We start from the raw sequence: 18,988 nt of genomic DNA, 5'->3' as shown, positions 1-18,988 counted from the left end.
CGAGGCGAACTCCGCGACCGCGGAGGCCCGCACCGCCGCCGGCAAGACCCATGACGAGCCACGCGAGGCCGTTGACGAGCCGGACGGGGCCCGTGACCAGCCGCGCGACGAGCCCGGTGGCCGGGCGGACACGCACCGTGATCTGCCGCGTGAGGGCGTTGGCCAGGCGAGCGAGGGCCGTCGTGACGCGGTGCCCGAGGCCGTCGACGAGGCGGACGAGGTGCGCGAAGACGGCGGCGTGCCGGGCGGGGAACGTGACGCGGCGCACGGCGACGACAGCGTGGAGTCACCCGTTCGTGTGCCGGCGGTGGCGAGGTCGGGTGAAGCGGCGACGGATGGAACGGATACCGCGAACTAGTGCAAACCGACCGACCGTCCGATGGTGCGAGCGGTACGACATAAACTCATCGACGTGTCGAGAGAAGGCGACGTGCCGAATGACGCCCCCGCGCCCGACGACGGCGCCCCGCCGTTAGGTGACCCGGCCGCGGATTCGCGGGACGGGCGGACCTTCGCCGACCGCGAATCCGGGCGGGAAGCCGACCCGGACACGCTGGAGACCGGTGGCGCCGCCCCCGGCCGTGGTGCCGGGCCGATCGTCGTGGGCCGGGAACCGGAGCCGGAGGCCGAGCGGGCGATCGTCGGCTGGGACGCGGAGCCGGGGACCGGGCGGGGAGCCGACCGGGCCATCGCGGGCTGGGACGTGGAGCCGGGGGCCGAGCGGGGACCCGAGCAGGCCGTCGTGGGCCGCGCCGCCGGCGAAGCAGGGGTGCCGGGGCGTAAGACCACCGACCTGGTCATCGTGACGGGAGTGTCCGGAGGCGGGCGCAGCACCGTCGCGCGGGCGCTCGAAAACGTCGGGTATTACGTCGTGGACAACCTGCCGCAGGCGCTGCTGCTCGACATGGCCGAGCTCGCCCACGCCGCGAAGGGGGCCGTCCGTCGCACCGCCATGGTGCTCGACGTGCGCAGCCACGCGTTCTCGACGGACCTGCCGGGCGCGGTCAAGTCACTTCGGGAGCGTGGGTTCAACCCGCGGATGGTGTTCGTCGACGCCGACGACGAGGTGTTGATCCGGCGCTTCGAGAGCGTCCGGCGCTCGCACCCGCTGCAGGGCGCCGGGCGCCTGTCCGACGGCATCGCCGCCGAGCGCGAGCTGCTGCAGGAGGCACGTGAGCAGGCCGACGTCCTGATCGACACGAGTCACCTGAATGTCAACCAGTTGCGCGGGCGCATCGAGGAGATGTTCGGCGAGGAGGACACGACTCAGATCAGGGTCACGGTCCTGTCCTTCGGCTTCAAGTACGGGCTGCCGCCCGACGCCGACTTCGTGCTCGACGCGCGCTTCCTGCCCAACCCGTACTGGGTGCCGGAGCTGCGGGAGCACACGGGCAGGGAGACCGACGTCAGCCGGTACGTTCTCGGGCAGCGCGGGGCGATCACGTTCGTGGAGACGTATGCGCGGCTGATCAACGCCACGGCGCCCGGGTTCGAGCGCGAGGGCAAGCGCTACCTGACGATCGCCGTCGGGTGCACGGGCGGCAAGCACCGCAGCGTCGCCATCGCCGAGGAGCTCGCCCGGCGGCTGCGCGACATGCGGCTCGCGGCGTCGCCCCAGCACCGCGACCTGGGACGCGAATGACGGGCCTGAAGGCGGGCGGCGACAACGGCGCACGGGCGGCGGGCCGGGCCGTCCGGGCGGTCGCGTTCGGCGGCGGGCACGGCCTGTCCGCCTCGCTGCGCGCCCTGCGCATGCTCCAGCGCCAGCTGCCCCTGGACATCACGGCCGTGGTCACGGTCGCCGACGACGGCGGCTCCAGCGGCCGGCTGCGCGCGACCCGCGACATACTGCCCCCGGGGGATCTGCGTCAGGCCCTCGCCGCTCTCGCCGAGGAGACCGCGACCGCCGACCTGTTCCAGCACCGGTTCGCCGGCGAGGACGACATCGCCGGGCACCCGGTCGGCAACCTGGTGCTCTGTGGGCTGATGGAGCTCGCCGGCGACCCGGTCGTCGCGCTGGACCGGGCCGCGCAGATGATGCGCTGCGGCGGCCGCGTGCTGCCGATGTCCCGGGATCCGCTGCACATCGAGGCGGATCTTTCCGAGGGTGGCGAGGTCGTCACCGTCCGCGGTCAGCACGAGGTCGCGGTGACGACGAAGACCATCGATCGGGTACGCCTGACCCCGGCCGAGCCGGAGGCGTGCGCCGAGGCGGTGCGGGCCGTGCGCGACGCCGACTGGCTGCTGTTCGGACCCGGGTCTTGGTTCACCAGCGTCATCCCGCACCTGCTGGTCCCGGGGCTCGCCGCCGCCATCCGGGACAGCCCGGCCCGGCGGCTGGTCACGCTCAACCTGGCCGCCGACAGCGAGACCGCCGGGCTGACGCTGCCGGAGCACCTGGCCGCGCTGCATCGTTACCTGCCTGAATTGCGCGTCGATGTAGTTCTTGCCGACGGGAAAGCCGTAGGCGACCCCGAACCGGTCCATCGTGCGGCAGAATCGCTGGGTGCGCGGCTGGTCCTGGCCCCGGTCGCCGTCGGCGAAGGGGCGCCCCGGCACGACCCGAAGGCGCTGGCCGCGGCACTCGAGCCTTTGTTGCGCGCCGATGGCCGCGCCGGGATTGCGGGCGGGGGGCGCACACCGGTAACGGCGCCCGGCGCGTGGCACGGGCGGGCGCAGGCACGTCACGACATGACCTTGAACACGAAAACCGCGAGGTGACGACAGAATGGCGATGACCGCTGCGGTCAAGGACGAGCTGAGCCGGGTGGACGTGGCGAAACCCTGCTGCCGGCGCGCCGAGATGGCCTCGCTGCTGCGCTTCGCCGGCGGGTTGCACATCGTCTCCGGCCGGGTCGTCGTGGAGGCCGAGCTGGACACCAACGCCGCCGCCCGACGGCTGCGCCGCGAGGTGTCGGAGGTGTACGGGTACTCCAGCGAGATCCACGTCCTGGCCTCCGGCGGTCTGCGCAAGGCCAGCCACTTCATCGTGCGCGTGGTCAAGGACGGCGAGGCCCTCGCCCGCCAGACCGGCCTGCTGGACGTGCGCGGGCGACCGGTTCGCGGCCTGCCGCCGCACGTCGTGTCGGCGAACATGTGCTGCGCGGTCGCCGCGTGGCGGGGTGCGTTCCTGGCGCACGGCTCGCTGACCGAGCCGGGCCGCAGCTGCGCGCTGGAGATCACCTGCCCGGGGCCGGAGGCCGCGCTCGCGCTGGTCGGTGCCGCCCGGCGCATCGGCATCACCGCCAAGGCCCGCGAGGTGCGCGGGGTGGACCGGGTCGTGGTCAAGGACGGCGACGCCATCGCCGCGTTGCTCACCCGCATCGGGACGCACCAGAGCGTACTGACCTGGGAGGAGCGGCGGGTGCGCCGCGAGGTGCGGGCCACCGCCAACCGCCTGGCGAACTTCGACGACGCCAACCTCCGCCGCTCGGCGCGGGCCGCGGTGGCCGCCGCCGCCCGGGTCGCCCGGGCGATGGAGATCCTCGCCGACTCCGCGCCCGAGCACCTCTTCAGCGCCGGCACGCTGCGCCTGGAGCACCGGCAGGCCTCGCTGGAGGAGCTCGGCGCGCTCGCCGACCCGCCGCTGACCAAGGACGCGATCGCTGGGCGGATCCGCCGGCTGCTCGCGCTGGCCGACAAGCGGGCGCGTGATCTGGGCATTCCGGACACCGAGTCGGCGGTCACCCCGGAGATGCTGGTCGGGTGAGTGCCCGGGGGAAACGTGTCACCCGACACCCCGGCGGGACCGTGACCGGTTCGAGACGATAGGGTTTCCCTGTTCGGCGATGAGGCCGACTCGGGTCGCTCTTCGCTGTTCGATCGCCGCCGCGACACGCGGCCGGACCCTGTGTATCGGGTGGGGTCCGGACCGGCGGGACCAGGGTGGGCGAGCCAATAACACTCATCTGGCGCCCGGCATCGGTAAAGGGACGGCCGGGTAGCGACGAGACGAGGAGATGTGTCGAAGTGACCATCCGGGTTGGCATCAACGGCTTCGGCCGTATCGGCCGCAACTTCTTCCGGGCAGCCCTCGCGAAGGGCGCCGACATCGAGGTTGTCGGCGTGAACGACCTGACCGACAACGCGACGCTGGCGCAACTGCTGAAGTACGACAGCATCCTCGGCCGCCTGGGCAAGGAGGTCAAGGCGACCGCGGACGAAATCACCGTCGACGGCAAGACCTTCAAGGCCCTCGCCGAGCGCGACCCGTCGAAGCTGCCCTGGGGCGACCTGGGCGCCGACGTCGTCATCGAGTCGACCGGCATCTTCACCGACGCGGAGAAGGCCAAGGTCCACGTCGAGGGCGGCGCCAAGAAGGTCATCATCTCGGCCCCGGCCAAGAACGAGGACCTGACGATCGTCTTCGGCGTGAACGAGCACCAGTACGACCCGGCGAAGCACACGGTCATCTCCAACGCCTCGTGCACCACCAACTGCCTGGCGCCGATGGCGAAGGTCATCAACGACACGTTCGGCATCGAGCGTGGCCTCATGACCACGATCCACGCCTACACCCAGGACCAGAACCTGCAGGACGCCCCGCACAAGGACCTGCGCCGTGCCCGCGCCGCCGCGCTGAACATCGTCCCGACCTCGACGGGCGCCGCCAAGGCGATCGGCCTGGTCCTGCCGGAGCTCAAGGGCAAGCTGGACGGCTACGCGCTGCGCGTGCCGGTCCCGACCGGCTCGGCGACCGACCTCACCGTGACCGTCTCGCGCGACACCAGCGTCGAGGAGGTCAACGCCGCGCTCAAGGCCGCCGCCGAGGGCTCGCTGGCCGGCATCCTCACCTACACCGAGGACCCGATCGTGTCGACCGACATCGTCACCGACCCGGCGTCGTGCATCTTCGACTCGGGCCTGACCAAGGTCATCGGCAACCAGGTCAAGGTCGTCGGCTGGTACGACAACGAGTGGGGCTACAGCAACCGTCTCGTCGACGCCGTCACCCTGGTCGGCACCGGCCTGTGAAAACGCTCGACGACCTCCTGAGCGAGGGCGTCGCGGGTCGGCGCGTGCTGCTGCGCGCCGACCTCAACGTCCCGCTCGACGGGGAGAAGATCACCGACGACGGCCGCATCCGGGCCGTTCTGCCGACCCTCGACGCGCTGCGTCAGGGCGGCGCCCGGGTCACCGTCGTGTCGCACCTGGGCCGCCCGAAGGGTGAGCCCGACCCGGAGTACACCCTGAAGCCGGTCGCCGGCCGCCTGGGTGAGCTGCTCGGCGGCCCCGTCGCGTTCGCCACCGACACCGTTGGCGACTCGGCGCGGGCCGCGGTCGCCGGCCTCGGCGACGGCGACGTCGCCCTGCTGGAAAACCTGCGCTTCAACGCGGGGGAGATCAGCAAGGACGAGGCCGAGCGCCAGGAGTTCGCCCGGCAGCTGGCCGCGTTCGGCGACGTGTATGTCGACGACGCGTTCGGCGCCGTGCACCGCAAGCACGCCAGCGTCTACGACGTGGCCGCGTTGCTGCCGCGCTACACCGGCTACCTGGTGCGCCGCGAGCTCGAGGTGCTCTCGAAGCTGACCGGCGAGGCGGAGCGGCCCTACGCGGTCGTCCTCGGCGGCTCGAAGGTCTCCGACAAGCTCGCCGTCATCGAGGCGCTGCTGCCGAAGGTCGACAAGCTGCTCATCGGCGGCGGTATGTGCTTCACCTTCCTCAAGGCCCAGGGCCACGAGGTCGGCAAGAGCCTGCTGCAGGACGAGCTGGTCGACACCTGCAAGGACCTGCTCCAGCGCGGCGGCGACAAGATCGTGCTGCCGATCGACGTCGTCACCGCGACCGAGATCAGCGACGACGCGGCCACCAAGACCGTCGGCATCGGCGAGATCCCGGCCGACGAGCTCGGCCTGGACATCGGCCCGCAGGCCGTCGCGGAGTTCTCCGGCATCCTGGCCGGTGCCAGGACGGTCTTCTGGAACGGCCCGATGGGCGTGTTCGAGAAGCGTCCGTTCGAGGCCGGCACCCGCGGCGTCGCCGAGGCGATCACCAAGGTCGACGGCTTCACCGTCGTCGGCGGCGGCGACTCGGCCGCGGCGGTGCGTGCGCTGGGCATCCCCGAGGACGGCTTCAGCCACATTTCCACCGGCGGCGGCGCCTCCCTCGAGTATCTCGAGGGCAAGGTCCTGCCGGGCATCGCGGCGCTGGAGGACTGAGCGATGGCGGAGCAGACCGGACGCCGGCCCCTCATGGCCGGTAACTGGAAGATGAACCTCAACCACCTCGAGGCCATCAAGCTGGTCCAGCAGCTGGCCTTCACGCTCACCGAGCAGCAGCTCAACGACGTGGAGACCGTGGTACTCCCGCCGTTCGTCGACATCCGCAGCGTCCAGACGCTCGTGGACGGCGACAAGCTGCTCATCGGCTATGGTGCGCAGGACCTGTCCGCGCACGCCTCCGGCGCCTACACGGGCGAGGTCTCCGGGGCCATGCTGGCCAAGCTCGGCTGCCAGTATGTGGTCGTCGGGCACTCGGAGCGCCGGCAGTACCACCGCGAGGACGACGCCCTGGTCAACGCCAAGGTGAAGGCGGCGCTGGCCAACGGCATCGCGCCGATCCTGTGCGTGGGCGAGGGCCTGGAGGTCCGCGAGGCCGGCGAGCACGTGGGCTACACGCTTGCGCAGCTCGACGCCGGGCTCGAGAAGATCAAGACCGACGAGGTCGAGAAGATCGTCATCGCGTACGAGCCGGTCTGGGCGATCGGCACGGGCAAGGTGGCGACGCCGCAGGACGCGCAGGAGGTCATCGGGGCGATCCGCACCCGGCTGGCCGAGAAGTACACCGGCGGCACCGCCGACCGGGTGCGCATCCTCTACGGCGGCTCGGTCAAGCACGACAACGTCGCGGCGATCATCGAGCAGCCCGACATCGACGGCGCGCTCGTCGGCGGTGCCAGCATCGACGCCGAAGGCTTTGTCAGGATCGTGCGGCTCGGCAAGTAGGCCTCGGCAGTCACGGAAACACCCAGCGTCGCGCGACCTATCGCAGGTCGCGCGACGTTCTGTTTGCCGCCCGGCCCCCTGCACGCGGAGGCTCCGCGCACATGAAGGCCTCGCACGGCCGGCACGAACCTCCGCCGCGGGTTCATCCGCCCGCGATTCGGACAGCCCGACCTGTGCGCGCTCGGACTCGCCTAGTAAGCTGCCCTGCAGACATCGCGCCCAGAATCGCCCACCGAGAGGACGACCGCGCCATGACGGCGTTCGCCTACACCCTGATCGTGCTGCTGGTCATCACCAGCGTGCTGCTGACCCTCCTCGTGCTGCTGCACCGCGGCAAGGGCGGCGGCATGTCGAGCATGTTCGGCGGCGGCGTGTCCTCGAGCCTCGCGGGCTCGTCGGTCGCCGAGAAGAACCTCGACCGTTACACGCTGCTGGTGGGCATCATCTGGTTCGCCTGCATCGTCGGCCTCGGCCTCTGGCTGAAAATTGTTCAGAACGGTGGTGCCTGAGCCCATCGGGCGGCTCTAGACTCGTGCGCGCGGTCCGAGAAGATTCGGGCCGCGCGCAGGTGTTTCCGCCCACACTCCCGCACTCCGCGCGCCGTCGTACCCCCCGACGAACAGGAGCGATCAGCCGTGGCAGCTGGCAACGCCATCCGCGGAACACGAGTCGGCTCCGGCCCCATGCGGTGGGCCGAGCGAGGTGACCAGGCTCCCCGCCGCAGCGTCACCTACTGGTGCGCCAACGGGCACGTGACCGAGCCGGCGTTCGCCGCCGAGATCACGCCCCCGGACACCTGGGACTGCTCCAGGTGCGGCCTCCCGGCCGGGCAAGACCGGCAGGCCCCGCCGGAGCGGCCGAAGGTCGAGCCGTACAAGTCCCACCTGGCGTACGTCAAGGAGCGCCGCAGCGACGCCGACGGCGAGGCCATCCTGCAGGAGGCGCTGGCCAGGATGCGTCAGCACAGGTCTTAGAGCGACCGTCACTTGGCTGGCAGCGACGGTCCGCCGAGCAAAGTCTCCGTGGTCATGCGTCCGGCGCCCACAGCGCACGGGGCTCTCCATGATCACGGAGCGAACGTGCTGCTTTTTGAGCATTTTTACTCCGTGATCACGGCGAACATGATGGTCGGGCGACGCAGATCGCAGGCACGGACTGCGCCGCCCGAACTCGGCTTCTCGCAATGCCAAGCGCCCAATTGACGGGCTGTTCCTAGCTCGGCGCTCGCTTCGCTCGGGCGCTGCCGGGGGGTTCCCACCCCGGAGCCCCCCATGCCCGCTTCGCGGGCACTCTTGCGGGCGCTGCGCGCAGTTTCTAGCTCGGCGCTCGCTTCGCTCGGGCGCTGCCGGGGGGTTCCCACCCCGGAGCCCCCCATGCCCGCTCTGCGGGCACCTTTGCGGCGCTGCGCGCAGTGGTTGCGCCTAGCGGTTGCGGTTATCGCTGTGCGGGGCTCGCGGGGCTTGGCTTGTGCGCTGCCGGGGGGTTCCTACCCCGAGCCCGCTTGCCCGCTTCGCGGGCACTTTGCCGGCTGCGCCCAGCGGTTGCGCTGTCGGGGTTCCCACCCCGGGGGCCCCATAACCGCTGGGCGCGGATTGGCATAGTGCTCTGGGGCCCGCACTGCGAGCCCCAGAGCACTGAGCGGCTCAGATCAGGCTGCGGAACTTCGGTGGCAGCTCGTGTGCGGCGGCCGAGTCGAGCAGCCACAGCGTGAGCTCCCGGCCGTGCACGCCCGCCGCCGGGATCTGCCGCGGGCCCGCGGACGCGAGCGCCAGGCCCACCGCGCTCGCCTTGCCCGCGCCGGAGGCGATCAGCCAGATCTCCTGGGCCGTGTTGATCGCGGGCAGGGTGAGCGTGACGCGCACCGGCGGCGGCTTCGGGCTGCCCCGCACCGCCGAGACCGGCCGCGACTCCAGCGTCACCGGGTGCTCCGGGAAGACCGAGGCCACGTGGCCGTCCTCGCCGACGCCGAGCAGCACCACGTCGAAGGTGGGCAGCTCCGCGTGCCCGGGGCGGGCCGCCTCGGTCAGCTCCGCGGCGTAGCCGGCGGCAGCCGCCTCGGCGTCGTCGCCGTCCGGGCCGTCCGAGGACGGCATGGGGTGCACGCGGGCCGGATCGAGCTTCAGCACGTCGAGCAGCGCCGCGCGGGCCTGCGTCTCGTTGCGCTCCGGATCGCCTGAGGGCAGGAACCGCTCGTCGCCCCACCAGAGGTTCACCCGCGACCAGTCCACCGCGTCGCGCACCGGGCTGTCCCGGATCGCCTGGTAGATCTGCGCCGCGATGCGTCCGCCGGTGAGCACGAGCGTGGCCTCGCCCCGCTCGGCCTGCGCGTCCGTGAGCCGGACGATGAGCCGCGCGGCGGCGGCCTCGGCGAGCAGCTTCGGCTCGGTGTGTACTACTACCTTGCTCTGGGTCACGATGCGATGGTCTCCTGTAGCGGGGTGTCGGCCGGCTCGGGACGTTCCGCGAGGGCCGGGTCCTTCCAGATGTGCACGCGGGGCGCGGTGCGCTCGTCGAGCTTGCGCTTGCCGGTCGCGGCCGCCAGGGCCGCGGCATACGGCTGGTCCGGGTCGAGCCGGCGCAGCTCCTCGGCGAGCTCGTCGCCGAGCGGCCGGCGGGTCAGCGGCAGGATCTGGTCCGGCTGTCCGGTGCGCTGCAGGCGGGCGATGCCCGCGTTGAGGTCGCGGGCCAGGCTCATGGTGTCGCCGTCCTCGAACTCGACCTCGACCGCCTCCATGATCCTGCTCGTGCCGGTGCGGCGCGCCGGGTGCACGCCGAGGCCCGCCTCCAGCCAGCCGCCCATCAGCAGCGCCGTCGGGTCGTGCTCCGGCGCCACGATCGTCGCGGACCGCACGCCGACCCGGTTGCCGTCGAACGCCCCGGCCAGCAGGGTGCGCCACGGCGTGATCCGCGACCAGGCGAGGTCGGTGTCGCCGGGCACGTAGTCGTCCGAGCGCACCCGCAACGCGGCGACCGGGTCGTCGGCCTGGGCGCTGTCGGTGATGCGCCGGTCGGCGACGACGCCGAGCGGGTCGTACGCGATGCGATCCGGCGCCGCGCACTGCCACCACGTCACCACCGGCACGTCCGGGGCGAGCAGCGGCATCACGACCGACTCGGCGTGCAGCGCGAGGCGGCCCTGCATGCGCATCACGACCGCCTCGCACGGGCCCAAGCGCCCGCCGACGACGATCTCCGCGTCGAGCCGTGACCGTTGCTGGGTCACGTCGGCGCGCACGATGATGAGCAGCCGGCACGGGTGCGCGGAGGCGGCGATCGTGGCGGCCGCCTCGGCCTCGCGGACCTGCCGCTCGTCGACCACCGAGACCAGCGTCAGCGCCAGGCCACTGGTCAGCCCGCCGGCGCTGCGCCGCTCGTTGGCGAGAGCCTTGACGACCTCGATGCCGGTGGTGTCCCACAAACCGATCATGTCTACGTTCTCCCTCCACGCCTGTCCGGTGTCAGGCCCGGCGCCAGGCGCGGCCCTCGCGGGCCAGCATCTCGTCGGCGGCCCGGGGACCCCACTCGCCCGCGCGGTACGTCTCGGGCGTCGAGCCCTCCCACGCCGCCTCCAGTGGGTCGATCACGTTCCAGCTCGCCTCGACCTCGGCCGAGTCCGGGAACAGCGTCTTATCGCCGATGAGCACGTCGAGGATGAGCCGTTCGTACGCCTCCGGGCTCGCGTCGGTGAACGCCTCGCCGTACTGGAAGTCCATCGCGATGTCGCGGACCTCCATCGTGGTGCCCGGCACCTTCGAGCCGAACTTCAGCATCATGCCCTCGTCCGGCTGGACCCGGATGACCAGCTGGTTGTTGCCGAGCATCTCCACGTCCGCATCGTTGAACGGCAGGTGCGGCGCCTTCTTGAACAGCACCGCCAGCTCGGTGACCCGCCGCGGCAGGCGCTTGCCGGCCCGAATGTAGAACGGCACCCCGGCCCAGCGGCGGTTCTGGATGCCCAGCCGCACCGCGACGTACGTCTCGGTCTTGGAGTCCGCCGGGACGTCCTTCTCCTCCAGGTACCCCGGTACGCGCTCCCCGGCCACCCACCCCGTCAGGTACTGCCCGCGAACCGTCTGCGTGAACACGTCCTCCGGCACCTTGATGGCGTTGAGGACCTTGAGCTTCTCGGTGCGGATGGCGTCGGCGTCGAAGGCCGTCGGCTCCTCCATCGCCACCAGGGCGAGCAGCTGCAGCAGGTGGTTCTGCAGCACGTCGCGGGCGGTGCCCACCGTGTCGTAGAAGCCGGCGCGCGTGCCGATGCCGACGTCCTCGGCCATCGTGATCTGCACCGAGTCGACGTAGTTGGAGTTCCACACCGGCTCGAACAGGTTGTTGGCGAAGCGCAGCGCCATGATGTTCTGGACGGTCTCCTTGCCCAGGTAGTGGTCGATGCGGAACACGTCCTGCGCGGTGAACGCGTCGTCGACGAGGTCGTTGAGCTGGCGGGCGGAGGACAGGTCGTATCCGAACGGCTTCTCCACCACGACCCGGCGCCACCCGCCGGACTTCGCGTTGTCCGCCATGCCGGTGCGCTCCAGCTGCTTGAGCACGACCGGGAAGGCCGACGGCGGGATCGACAGGTAGAACGCGGCGTTGCCGTGGATCCCGGCGTCGTCGTGCAGGTCGTTGAGCGTCTGCGCCAGGTGGTCGAAGGCGGCGTCGTCCTCGAACGAGCCGGGCACGAACTTGATGTTGGCGGCCAGCCGGGACCACACCTCCTCCCGCCACGTCGTGCGGGCGCCGTTCTGGGCCGCCTTGCGGGCCAGGTCCTCGAAGTCCCCGTCGCCCCAGTCGCGCCGGGCGAACCCGAGCACGGCGAAGCTCGGCGGCAGCAGACCCCGGTTGGCCAGGTCGTAGACGGCCGGGATGAGCTTCTTGCGGGCCAGGTCACCGGTGACACCGAAGATGACCAGCGCGCACGGCTCGGGAATCCGAGGCAGTCGCCGGTCCTGCGGGTCCCGCAGCGGATTGGTCATCGGATACCTCCGTGGATACTCCGGCCTTCAGGCCGGAGAGGAAACGGATCTCCTGCGGAGCAGGGCAGAGAAAGCCAATTCGCCGCCAAGGCGAATCCGGCGTCTATCGTCCGTGGTGCGCAAGCGAACAGATGTGCTAGTTTCGTGCTGCCCGGACGGTGATAACCAAGCCGGTCGGGCCTACCGTCGGGCTGGCGGGAAGTGACGTCTGTGGAGACGATGTAAGACCGATGGGCGGTACACCGTCCCTCGCCGGTAGTCCGGGTCGGCTGTTGTCGGTGAAGCAGAAAGCTCAACCCGCGAGGGTTGAATCCCCCTGCTTCAGCTGGGGGAGATGTCAACAGATCTCACCCTCCGAGGGCGGCCAACAGTTGTTCGATACCGGTTGCCCGGTCGGTCAGATGGAGCCGCAGCAGCGGTGACGCCTCGCGGCCGCCGGCGGCCCGCGCCGCCTGCAGCTCTGCGAACGTGTACGGCCGGCCGGGCACCCGCACGTCGCCGGTCACCGCGCCGGTGATCTGCAGGGTGGCGCCGAGCCCGGGCCGCGGCGCGGGTGAGCCCCAGCCGAACGTCACGGCGCGCGCGACCCGTCCGGCGAGGGCGTCGCGCACGCCGGCTGCCGCGGCGTCGCCGGCACGGTCGAGGTAGGCGGCGACGGTCACGTGGCCGCCCGCCGGCACGCCACGCACGAGGGCGTCGATCGCGTCGATCAGGGTCGTGGCGCTCGTCTCGCCGTACACCTCGACGGCCCCCTCGACCAGGGCAGGCGCCTGCGCCGGCGGCCCGGACTCGAGGGCGTCCAGCGTGCGCGCGTCGTCGTGTTCGGGACCGGTCTGCGGGCCGGTCCCTGAGCCCGCGCCGGCCACCCGGGCGGCCTGCTCCCAGGCGAGCAACTGGGCGCCGAGCGGGCCGTTGACCGACAGGTCGGGCGCGATGCCGCCGCCGGGCATGAGCCCCATGCCGAGCGCGCCGCCGACCGTCACGCTGAGCACGTCGGGGCCCTCGTGTCCCCAGGACGAGGGATTCTCCAGCGTCACCGGCACCACCCCGGGTGCGAGGGCCGCGAACAGCCGCTCGATCCACTCGCCGAGCCCGTCGATCCCGGTGCCGTCCGGCGCGACGGCGAGCTTGTCCCGCCCCTCGCGCGCGGCCGCGGCGATCGCGTCGCCGAGGGCGACCCCGGGCGCGCGGGTGACGTCCTCGAGGCGGGGCGTGGGCCGGGCTCCGGGGGCGGTCACGGCCTGCCGGGCCGGCGGGGCCATCGCGAAGCCCGCGGTGGCGTGCACGGCCGGGGGAGGAGGGGCCAGCAGCGCGGCGGCCTCGGCCAGCAGCGTGGCCGTGTCGGCGCCGGCCAGGCCGGCCGCGACCAGCGCGTACTCGCTCAGGGCCGACTCCGGCGCGGCGCCGGTGCGGAAGATCTCGGCGCCGGTCTCGCGGGCGAACACCTCCAGGGGCGAGCCCGGCGCGGTCACCACGACGAAACGCCGGCCCACGTCGTGCAGGCCGGCGTCCTCGAACGCCCGCAGGTATGCCCGGCGGTAGGCGTCCGTGTCCACCGGCGGGCCGGAAGCGGCGGCGAGCACCACCACCGTCCGTTCCAGGCGGTCGGCCAGGGCCGAGCGTGCCCGGTGCGGGTCGGCGGCGCCGAGCACCGTCAGCCGCAGGCCGAGGGTGCGGGCGATCGCCGCGGCGGCGGCCGCCGGGGCGCCGGTCGCGCAGAGCACGACCGTGTCCAGGCCCTGCGCGCGCGATTTGGCGCGCAGGGCGTCGATGCGGGCCGCCAGCGCGGCATCCGGCAGCGGGCCGGCGAGCGGAGTGCGGGCGCCGACCGGGCCCGCCGCCGGAGCGGCGCCGAACACCGTCAGTCCGGCCGCCGCCACGACGTCGTCGAGCAAGTCAGACACCCGCAACCCCCTGTGTGCTCCTGCCCCGCCACGCCCTATGCGCTTGCACCCCCGCCACCCGCGGTGTACGCCACCATCTTGGCGCTCAACGCGTGACGGGCGCTTCAAGAACCCGTGAAAACCTCGGGCGCGGCGGGCCGATCAGGACGCCGAGTCGATCGCCTTCTGCACCGTCTCGATCATCTCCTTGCCCGAGACGCCGAACTTCTCGACGCCCTCGCGCTCGAGCACCTCGACGACGTCGTCGTAGTCGATGCCGAGGGCGGCCAGCGCGTCCATGACCTGCTGCGCCTCGGCGTATCCGCCGGTGACGGCGTCCAGGCGCACCTCGCCGTGGTCGGCGAACGCGTGGATCACCGGCTCCGGCATGGTGTTGACCGTGCCGGGGGCGACGAGCTCCTCGACGTAGATGATGTCGCGGTACTCCGGGTTCTTCGTCGAGGTCGAGGCCCACAGCGGCCGCTGCGGGTTCGCGCCCGCGTCGGCCAGCGCCTGCCAGCGCGGGGAGGAGAACTTCTCCTCGTAGAGCTTGTAGGCGAGCTTCGCGTTGGCGATGGCCGCCTTGCCCTTCAGCGCCTTGGCCTCGTCCGTGCCGATCTTGTCGAGGCGCTTGTCGTACTCCGTGTCGACGCGCGAGACGAAGAACGACGCCACCGATCCGATCTTGGACAGGTCGTGCCCGTTGGCCTTGGCCTGCTCGAGACCGGCGAAGAAGGCGTCGATCACGGCCCCGTAGCGCTCGAGCGAGAAGATCAGCGTCACGTTGACGCTGATGCCCTCCGCCAGCGTCGCGGTGATCGCCGGCAGCCCCTCCTTCGTCGCCGGGATCTTGATGAACAGGTTGTCGCGGTCGACGAGCCACCACAGCGCCTTCGCCTCGGCGACGGTGCGGGCGGTGTCGTTCGCCAGCGCCGGGTCGACCTCGATCGACACGCGGCCGTCGATGCCCTTGCTGGCGTCCGCGGCCGGCTTCATGACGTCGCACGCCCAGCGCACGTCGTAGCCCATGATCGAGCGCATCGCCTCGCCGACGGCCGTCTGCCGCAGGGCCAGCTCGCGGACCTGGTCGGCGTATTCCTCGGCCGCGGTGACGGCCTTGGCGAAGATCGTCGGGTTGGTGGTCACGCCGGCGACGTGCTGCTCGCGGCGGAGCTTGTCCAGCCCGCCGGTGTTCAGCCGCTGCCGGGAGAGGTCGTCGAGCCAGATCGCCACACCAGCGGCGGCGAGCTCGGCCAGCCGATCGGAACTCATCGCGGTCTCCTTGGTTGTCAGTTGCCGGTGGTGCTGCCGGTGATCTCGCCGACCTTGGCCAGGGAGGCGTGGGCGGCCGCGACTACCTTGTCGACGGTGAAGCCGAACTGCTCGAACAGCACCGTGTAGGGGGCGCTCGCGCCGTAGTGCTCGATGCTCACGGCTACGCCGCTGTCGCCGAGCACCTTGTGCCAGGACATCGCGATGCCGGCCTCGACGGTGACGCGGGCCTTGACGCCGGTCGGCAGGACCTGCTGGCGGTACGCCGCGTCCTGCTCCTCGAACCACTCCTGGCACGGCATCGACACCACCCGCGTCGGGGTGCCGTCGGCCTCGAGCCGCTCCTGCGCCTGGACGGCGAGCTGCACCTCGGAGCCGGTGGCGACGATGATCACCTTCGGCTGGCCGTCGGAGGCGTCCTTGAGCACGTAGCCACCCTTGGCGACGTTGTCGGCCGAGGCGTAGACGGTGCGGTCCAGCACCGGCAGGTTCTGCCGGGTGAGCGCGAGCGCCACCGGCTGGTCGCGGCGCTCCAGGGCGGCCTTCCACGCCTGCGCGGTCTCGTTGGCGTCGCCGGGGCGCACCACCGCCAGGCCCGGGATCGCCCGCAGCGCCGAGAGGTGCTCGATCGGCTGGTGCGTCGGGCCGTCCTCGCCCAGGCCGATCGAGTCGTGCGTCCACACGTAGACGACCGGCAGCTTCATCAGCGCGGCGAGGCGCACCGCCGGGCGCATGTAGTCGGAGAAGACGAGGAACGTGCCACCGTACGGACGGGTCGGGCCGTGCAGCGCGATCCCGTTGAGGATCGCGCCCATGCCGTGCTCGCGGATGCCGAAGTGCAGGGTGCGCCCGTACTCGTTGCCGGGGAAGGCCTTGGTGGCGTGCTCGGCCGGCAGGAACGACGGCTCGCCCTCCATCGTGGTGTTGTTGCTCTCGGCCAGGTCGGCCGAGCCGCCCCACAGCTCCGGCAGCACCGGGGCGAGCGCGCCCAGCGTGTCGCCGGACGCCTTGCGGGTCGCGATGCCCTTCTCGCTCGCCGGGAACTCCGGCAGCGCCTTCTCCCAGTGCTCCGGCAGGGTGCCGGCCAGCAGCCGGTCCAGCAGCGCGGCGCGGTCGGCGGCGGTGGACCGCCACTGCGCGAAGGCCTTCTCCCACTCCTCGTGGAGGGCCCGGCCGCGCTCGATGGCCGCGCGGCTGTGCGCGAGCACCTCCTCGGCGACCTCGAACGACTGCGCCGGGTCGAAGCCGAGGACCTGCTTGGTCGCCGCGACCTCGTCGGCGCCCAGCGCCGAGCCGTGGATCTTGCCGGTGTTCTGCTTCTTCGGCGCCGGCCAGCCGATGATCGTGCGCAGCGCGATGAACGACGGCTTGTCGGTGACCGCCTTCGCGGCCTGGATGGCGTCCCACAGCGCGTGGACGTCCTCGGCATACACGCCCTCGCCCGAGTCGTGGCCCTTGCGCCAGTCGACGACCTGCACGTGGAAGCCGTACGCCTCGTAACGCTTGGCGACGTCCTCGCTCTTGGCGACCCTGGTGTCGTCCTCGATCGAGATCTCGTTGTCGTCGTAGATGACGACCAGGTTGCCCAGCTTCTGGTGCCCGGCGAGCGCGCTGACCTCGTGGCTGATGCCCTCCTCGATGTCGCCGTCGGAGCACAGCACGTAGACATGGTGGTCGAACAGGCTCTCGCCGAGCGCGGGCTCCGGGTCGAACAGGCCGCGCTCGCGGCGGGCCGCCATCGCCATGCCGACCGCGTTGCCGATGCCCTGGCCCAGCGGGCCGGTGGTGGTCTCCACGCCGGCGGTGTGCCCGTGCTCGGGGTGGCCCGGGGTGAGCGAGCCCCATTGCCGCAGCGACTTCAGGTCGTCCAGGCTGAGCCCGTAGCCGGCCAGGTACAACTGGACGTACAGCGTCAGGCTCGAGTGACCGCAGGAGAGCACGAAGCGGTCGCGGCCGAGCCATCCGGGGTCGGTCGGATCGTGCCGCATCACCTTCTGGAACAGAAGGTAGGCGGCCGGTGCCAGGCTCATGGCGGTGCCAGGGTGGCCGTTGCCGGCGTTCTCGACGGCGTCGATCGCCAGCACCCGGGCCGTGTCGACCGCGCGTCGGTCGACGTCGGACCAGGACAACTCGGGACCCTTGACCTCTTCATCGCTCACGGCGGTGCTGCTCCTGTCGAACGGCGAGGTTGCGTGTTTTCCTCGAAGGGTTATCAGGTCGACCCTACCCACGATCGGGTGGCCGCACGCTCAGCCGACCATGTTTCGACCATGTTTCGGACATCGGCGACACTGTCTGCGGCCACCGTAGTCGATGGTCGGATCGGGCCCGACCGGCCCGATGAGCCGCGACCGGGACGAGGACTTCGCACCTCGACCGGTTCAGCCCTGCGCGAAATCGACGCCCGCCGTCTTCCGGAGATCCATCGGATTCGGTAGGCCGTGATTCGTGCCACCCCGTGACCGCACACACGGCCGGGGGCGCCGTCCGACCTGCGCCGATCCTGTTCTACGATGCGTCCCAACAGGAGGGGACCGCCGACGCGGCGGGACTCTCGCTCCGCCGCACACCTCGTCCCGCCGGTCGCAAGGCCTGTCGCCAGGCCAGGGCCGCCGGGAAGCGGGCGCGGCCGACGCCGGAAGGTGGCAATTCAGACGTGACGCAGCTCGTCGACCATGGAGTCGTTGATAAGCGCGCGTCCGAGCCGGTCCGTCCCACGTCGGCGGCAGCCCTGGCCCGGGCACAGCAGGCGCGGGAGGCCGGCCGGCGCGCCGGCATCGCCGCGGTGGTGAAGGCGTATGTCTCGCTCACCAAGCCGCGCATCGTCGAACTGCTGCTGATCACCACCGTCCCGGTGATGTTCCTCGCCGCCCGCGGCCTGCCGTCGCTGTGGCTGGTCCTGGTGGTGCTCGTCGGCGGCTCCCTGGCGGCCGGCGCGGCCAACGCGCTGAACTGCTACATCGACCGCGACATCGACCAGGTGATGAAGCGCACGTCGCGGCGCCCGCTGGCCACGCACACCGTGTCGCCGCGCAGCGCGCTGATCTTCGGCCTGACGCTCGCCGTCGTGTCCACGGTGCTCATGGCGACGTTCACCAACCTGCTCGCCACGCTGCTCACCGTCGGCGCGATCGTGTACTACGACCTCGTCTACACGCTGTGGCTGAAGCGGACCACCCCGCAGAACACCGTCTGGGGTGGCGCCTGCGGTGCGGCGCCGGTGCTCATCGGCTGGGCCGCGGTCACCGGCGGGCTGTCGTGGCAGGCGTGGGTGCTCTTCGCGGTCGTGTTCCTGTGGCAGCCGCCGCACTTCTACGCCCTGGCCATCAAGTTCAAGGACGACTACGCGCGGGCCGGCATCCCGATGCTGCCCGTGGTGGCGAGCATGCGCCGGGTCGGCCTCGAGACGGTGGTGTACAGCTGGCTCACCGTCGCCGCCTCCGTCGCGCTCTGGCCGCTGGGGATGACCCCGGTGTACGGCGTCGTCGCGGTCGTCGTCGGCGCGCTGCTGCTGGTCGAGGCGCACCGGCTGTACGGTCGGGCCCGGCGCGAGGAGCCGCTCAAGCCGATGCGGCTGTTCCACTGGTCGGTGACGTACCTGACGCTGCTGTTCGTCGCGGTGGCCATCGACGCGCTGATCCAGTGATCGCCGGCCACGCGCCACGGCAAGCACCGATGGCCCTAACCGCGCGCGAAATGGGCCTCTAAGCGAAAGTTAAACCAGAAACGCCCGAATTCTCCGCCAAGTTCGTCACGGCGCACAGCACGTGACCCGCGTCTCGCAGTCTGGCGCGACACGCCATGAGAAAAATCCGGATATTTGCCGACATAGCGGGGCGAATCGACGACGGCCTCTGTAAACCCGTTGGTTACAACGATCACAACGGACGCGCAGAACACCCGCGGCTCGCTT

Annotated in this window: 15 protein-coding genes; 9 read left to right on the top strand and 6 right to left on the bottom strand. The window is 71.6% G+C overall.

Annotation, left to right across the window (positions count from 1 at the left end):
* Positions 1-742: 742 nt before the first annotated feature.
* The 8 genes from rapZ (at position 743) to ABT297_RS21360 (ending at position 7,918) form a co-directional block, all read left to right on the top strand.
* Positions 743-1,642 (top strand): RNase adapter RapZ, encoded by a 900-nt coding sequence (rapZ, locus tag ABT297_RS21395; protein WP_350552251.1) that lies wholly within the window; start codon positions 743-745, stop codon positions 1,640-1,642.
* Complete coding sequence (locus ABT297_RS21390; RefSeq protein ID WP_350552224.1) at positions 1,639-2,721, top strand: gluconeogenesis factor YvcK family protein; 1,083 nt, start codon at positions 1,639-1,641, stop codon at positions 2,719-2,721. Before rapZ ends, ABT297_RS21390 begins: the two co-directional genes overlap by 4 nt.
* A 7-nt stretch (positions 2,722-2,728) precedes the next feature.
* Complete coding sequence (whiA, locus tag ABT297_RS21385; protein WP_350552221.1) at positions 2,729-3,709, top strand: DNA-binding protein WhiA; 981 nt, start codon at positions 2,729-2,731, stop codon at positions 3,707-3,709.
* Positions 3,710-3,969: 260 nt separating this feature from the next.
* Positions 3,970-4,974: a type I glyceraldehyde-3-phosphate dehydrogenase gene (gap, locus tag ABT297_RS21380; protein WP_350552217.1), complete on the top strand. Its 1,005-nt coding sequence runs from the start codon at positions 3,970-3,972 to the stop codon at positions 4,972-4,974.
* Entirely contained in the window at positions 4,971-6,158 is a 1,188-nt protein-coding gene (locus ABT297_RS21375; protein WP_350552214.1) for a phosphoglycerate kinase, read from the top strand. Before gap ends, ABT297_RS21375 begins: the two co-directional genes overlap by 4 nt.
* Positions 6,159-6,161: 3 nt before the next feature.
* A complete protein-coding gene (gene tpiA / locus ABT297_RS21370) occupies positions 6,162-6,944 on the top strand; it encodes a triose-phosphate isomerase (RefSeq protein ID WP_350552211.1) in 783 nt (260 codons plus the stop codon).
* Between the two features lie 251 nt (positions 6,945-7,195).
* On the top strand, positions 7,196-7,453 hold the full coding sequence (gene secG / locus ABT297_RS21365) for a preprotein translocase subunit SecG (protein WP_344614412.1): 258 nt from the start codon (positions 7,196-7,198) through the stop codon (positions 7,451-7,453).
* Positions 7,454-7,579: 126 nt separating this feature from the next.
* Positions 7,580-7,918 carry an RNA polymerase-binding protein RbpA gene (locus tag ABT297_RS21360; RefSeq protein ID WP_350552207.1) on the top strand — a complete coding sequence of 113 codons (339 nt, stop codon included), beginning with the start codon at positions 7,580-7,582 and terminating at the stop codon, positions 7,916-7,918.
* Between the two features lie 669 nt (positions 7,919-8,587).
* On the opposite strand, the gene pgl is transcribed toward ABT297_RS21360, so the two are convergent.
* From pgl to tkt, 6 genes are all read right to left on the bottom strand, one after another.
* Positions 8,588-9,358, bottom strand: coding sequence for a 6-phosphogluconolactonase (gene pgl, locus ABT297_RS21355; protein ID WP_350552205.1), 771 nt, complete (start codon positions 9,356-9,358; stop codon positions 8,588-8,590).
* A complete protein-coding gene (locus tag ABT297_RS21350) occupies positions 9,355-10,371 on the bottom strand; it encodes a glucose-6-phosphate dehydrogenase assembly protein OpcA (protein WP_350552203.1) in 1,017 nt (338 codons plus the stop codon). The genes pgl and ABT297_RS21350 overlap by 4 nt, the downstream gene beginning before the upstream one ends.
* A gap of 31 nt (positions 10,372-10,402) precedes the next feature.
* Positions 10,403-11,920 carry a glucose-6-phosphate dehydrogenase gene (gene zwf, locus ABT297_RS21345; protein WP_350552200.1) on the bottom strand — a complete coding sequence of 506 codons (1,518 nt, stop codon included), beginning with the start codon at positions 11,918-11,920 and terminating at the stop codon, positions 10,403-10,405.
* Between the two features lie 347 nt (positions 11,921-12,267).
* Complete coding sequence (locus ABT297_RS21340) at positions 12,268-13,824, bottom strand: glucose-6-phosphate isomerase (protein WP_350552197.1); 1,557 nt, start codon at positions 13,822-13,824, stop codon at positions 12,268-12,270.
* Between the two features lie 141 nt (positions 13,825-13,965).
* Positions 13,966-15,075: a transaldolase gene (tal, locus tag ABT297_RS21335; protein ID WP_350552194.1), complete on the bottom strand. Its 1,110-nt coding sequence runs from the start codon at positions 15,073-15,075 to the stop codon at positions 13,966-13,968.
* Positions 15,076-15,092: 17 nt separating this feature from the next.
* A complete protein-coding gene (tkt, locus tag ABT297_RS21330; RefSeq protein WP_350552191.1) occupies positions 15,093-17,234 on the bottom strand; it encodes a transketolase in 2,142 nt (713 codons plus the stop codon).
* 299 nt (positions 17,235-17,533) lie between these two features.
* Between tkt and ABT297_RS21325 the strand changes: the two genes are divergently transcribed.
* On the top strand, positions 17,534-18,721 hold the full coding sequence (locus ABT297_RS21325) for a heme o synthase (protein ID WP_502885607.1): 1,188 nt from the start codon (positions 17,534-17,536) through the stop codon (positions 18,719-18,721).
* Positions 18,722-18,988 lie beyond the last annotated feature (267 nt).

This window comes from Dactylosporangium sp. NPDC000555, from assembly GCF_040300025.1.
Lineage (GTDB): Bacteria > Actinomycetota > Actinomycetes > Mycobacteriales > Micromonosporaceae > Dactylosporangium.
The sequence above is the reverse complement of the archived record's forward strand: the minus strand, read 5'-3'. Positions and strand labels throughout refer to the sequence as shown.

Bases quoted from the DNA above. Each gene is read 5' to 3' on its own strand.
- ABT297_RS21390 (WP_350552224.1), top strand. From the start codon at position 1,639: ATGACGGGCCTGAAGGCGGGCGGCGACAACGGCGCACGGGCGGCGGGC.
- whiA (WP_350552221.1), top strand. From the start codon at position 2,729: ATGGCGATGACCGCTGCGGTCAAGGACGAGCTGAGCCGGGTGGACGTG.
- tpiA (WP_350552211.1), top strand. From the start codon at position 6,162: ATGGCGGAGCAGACCGGACGCCGGCCCCTCATGGCCGGTAACTGGAAG.
- secG (WP_344614412.1), top strand. From the start codon at position 7,196: ATGACGGCGTTCGCCTACACCCTGATCGTGCTGCTGGTCATCACCAGC.
- ABT297_RS21350 (WP_350552203.1), bottom strand. From the start codon at position 10,371: ATGATCGGTTTGTGGGACACCACCGGCATCGAGGTCGTCAAGGCTCTC.
- zwf (WP_350552200.1), bottom strand. From the start codon at position 11,920: ATGACCAATCCGCTGCGGGACCCGCAGGACCGGCGACTGCCTCGGATT.
- tal (WP_350552194.1), bottom strand. From the start codon at position 15,075: ATGAGTTCCGATCGGCTGGCCGAGCTCGCCGCCGCTGGTGTGGCGATC.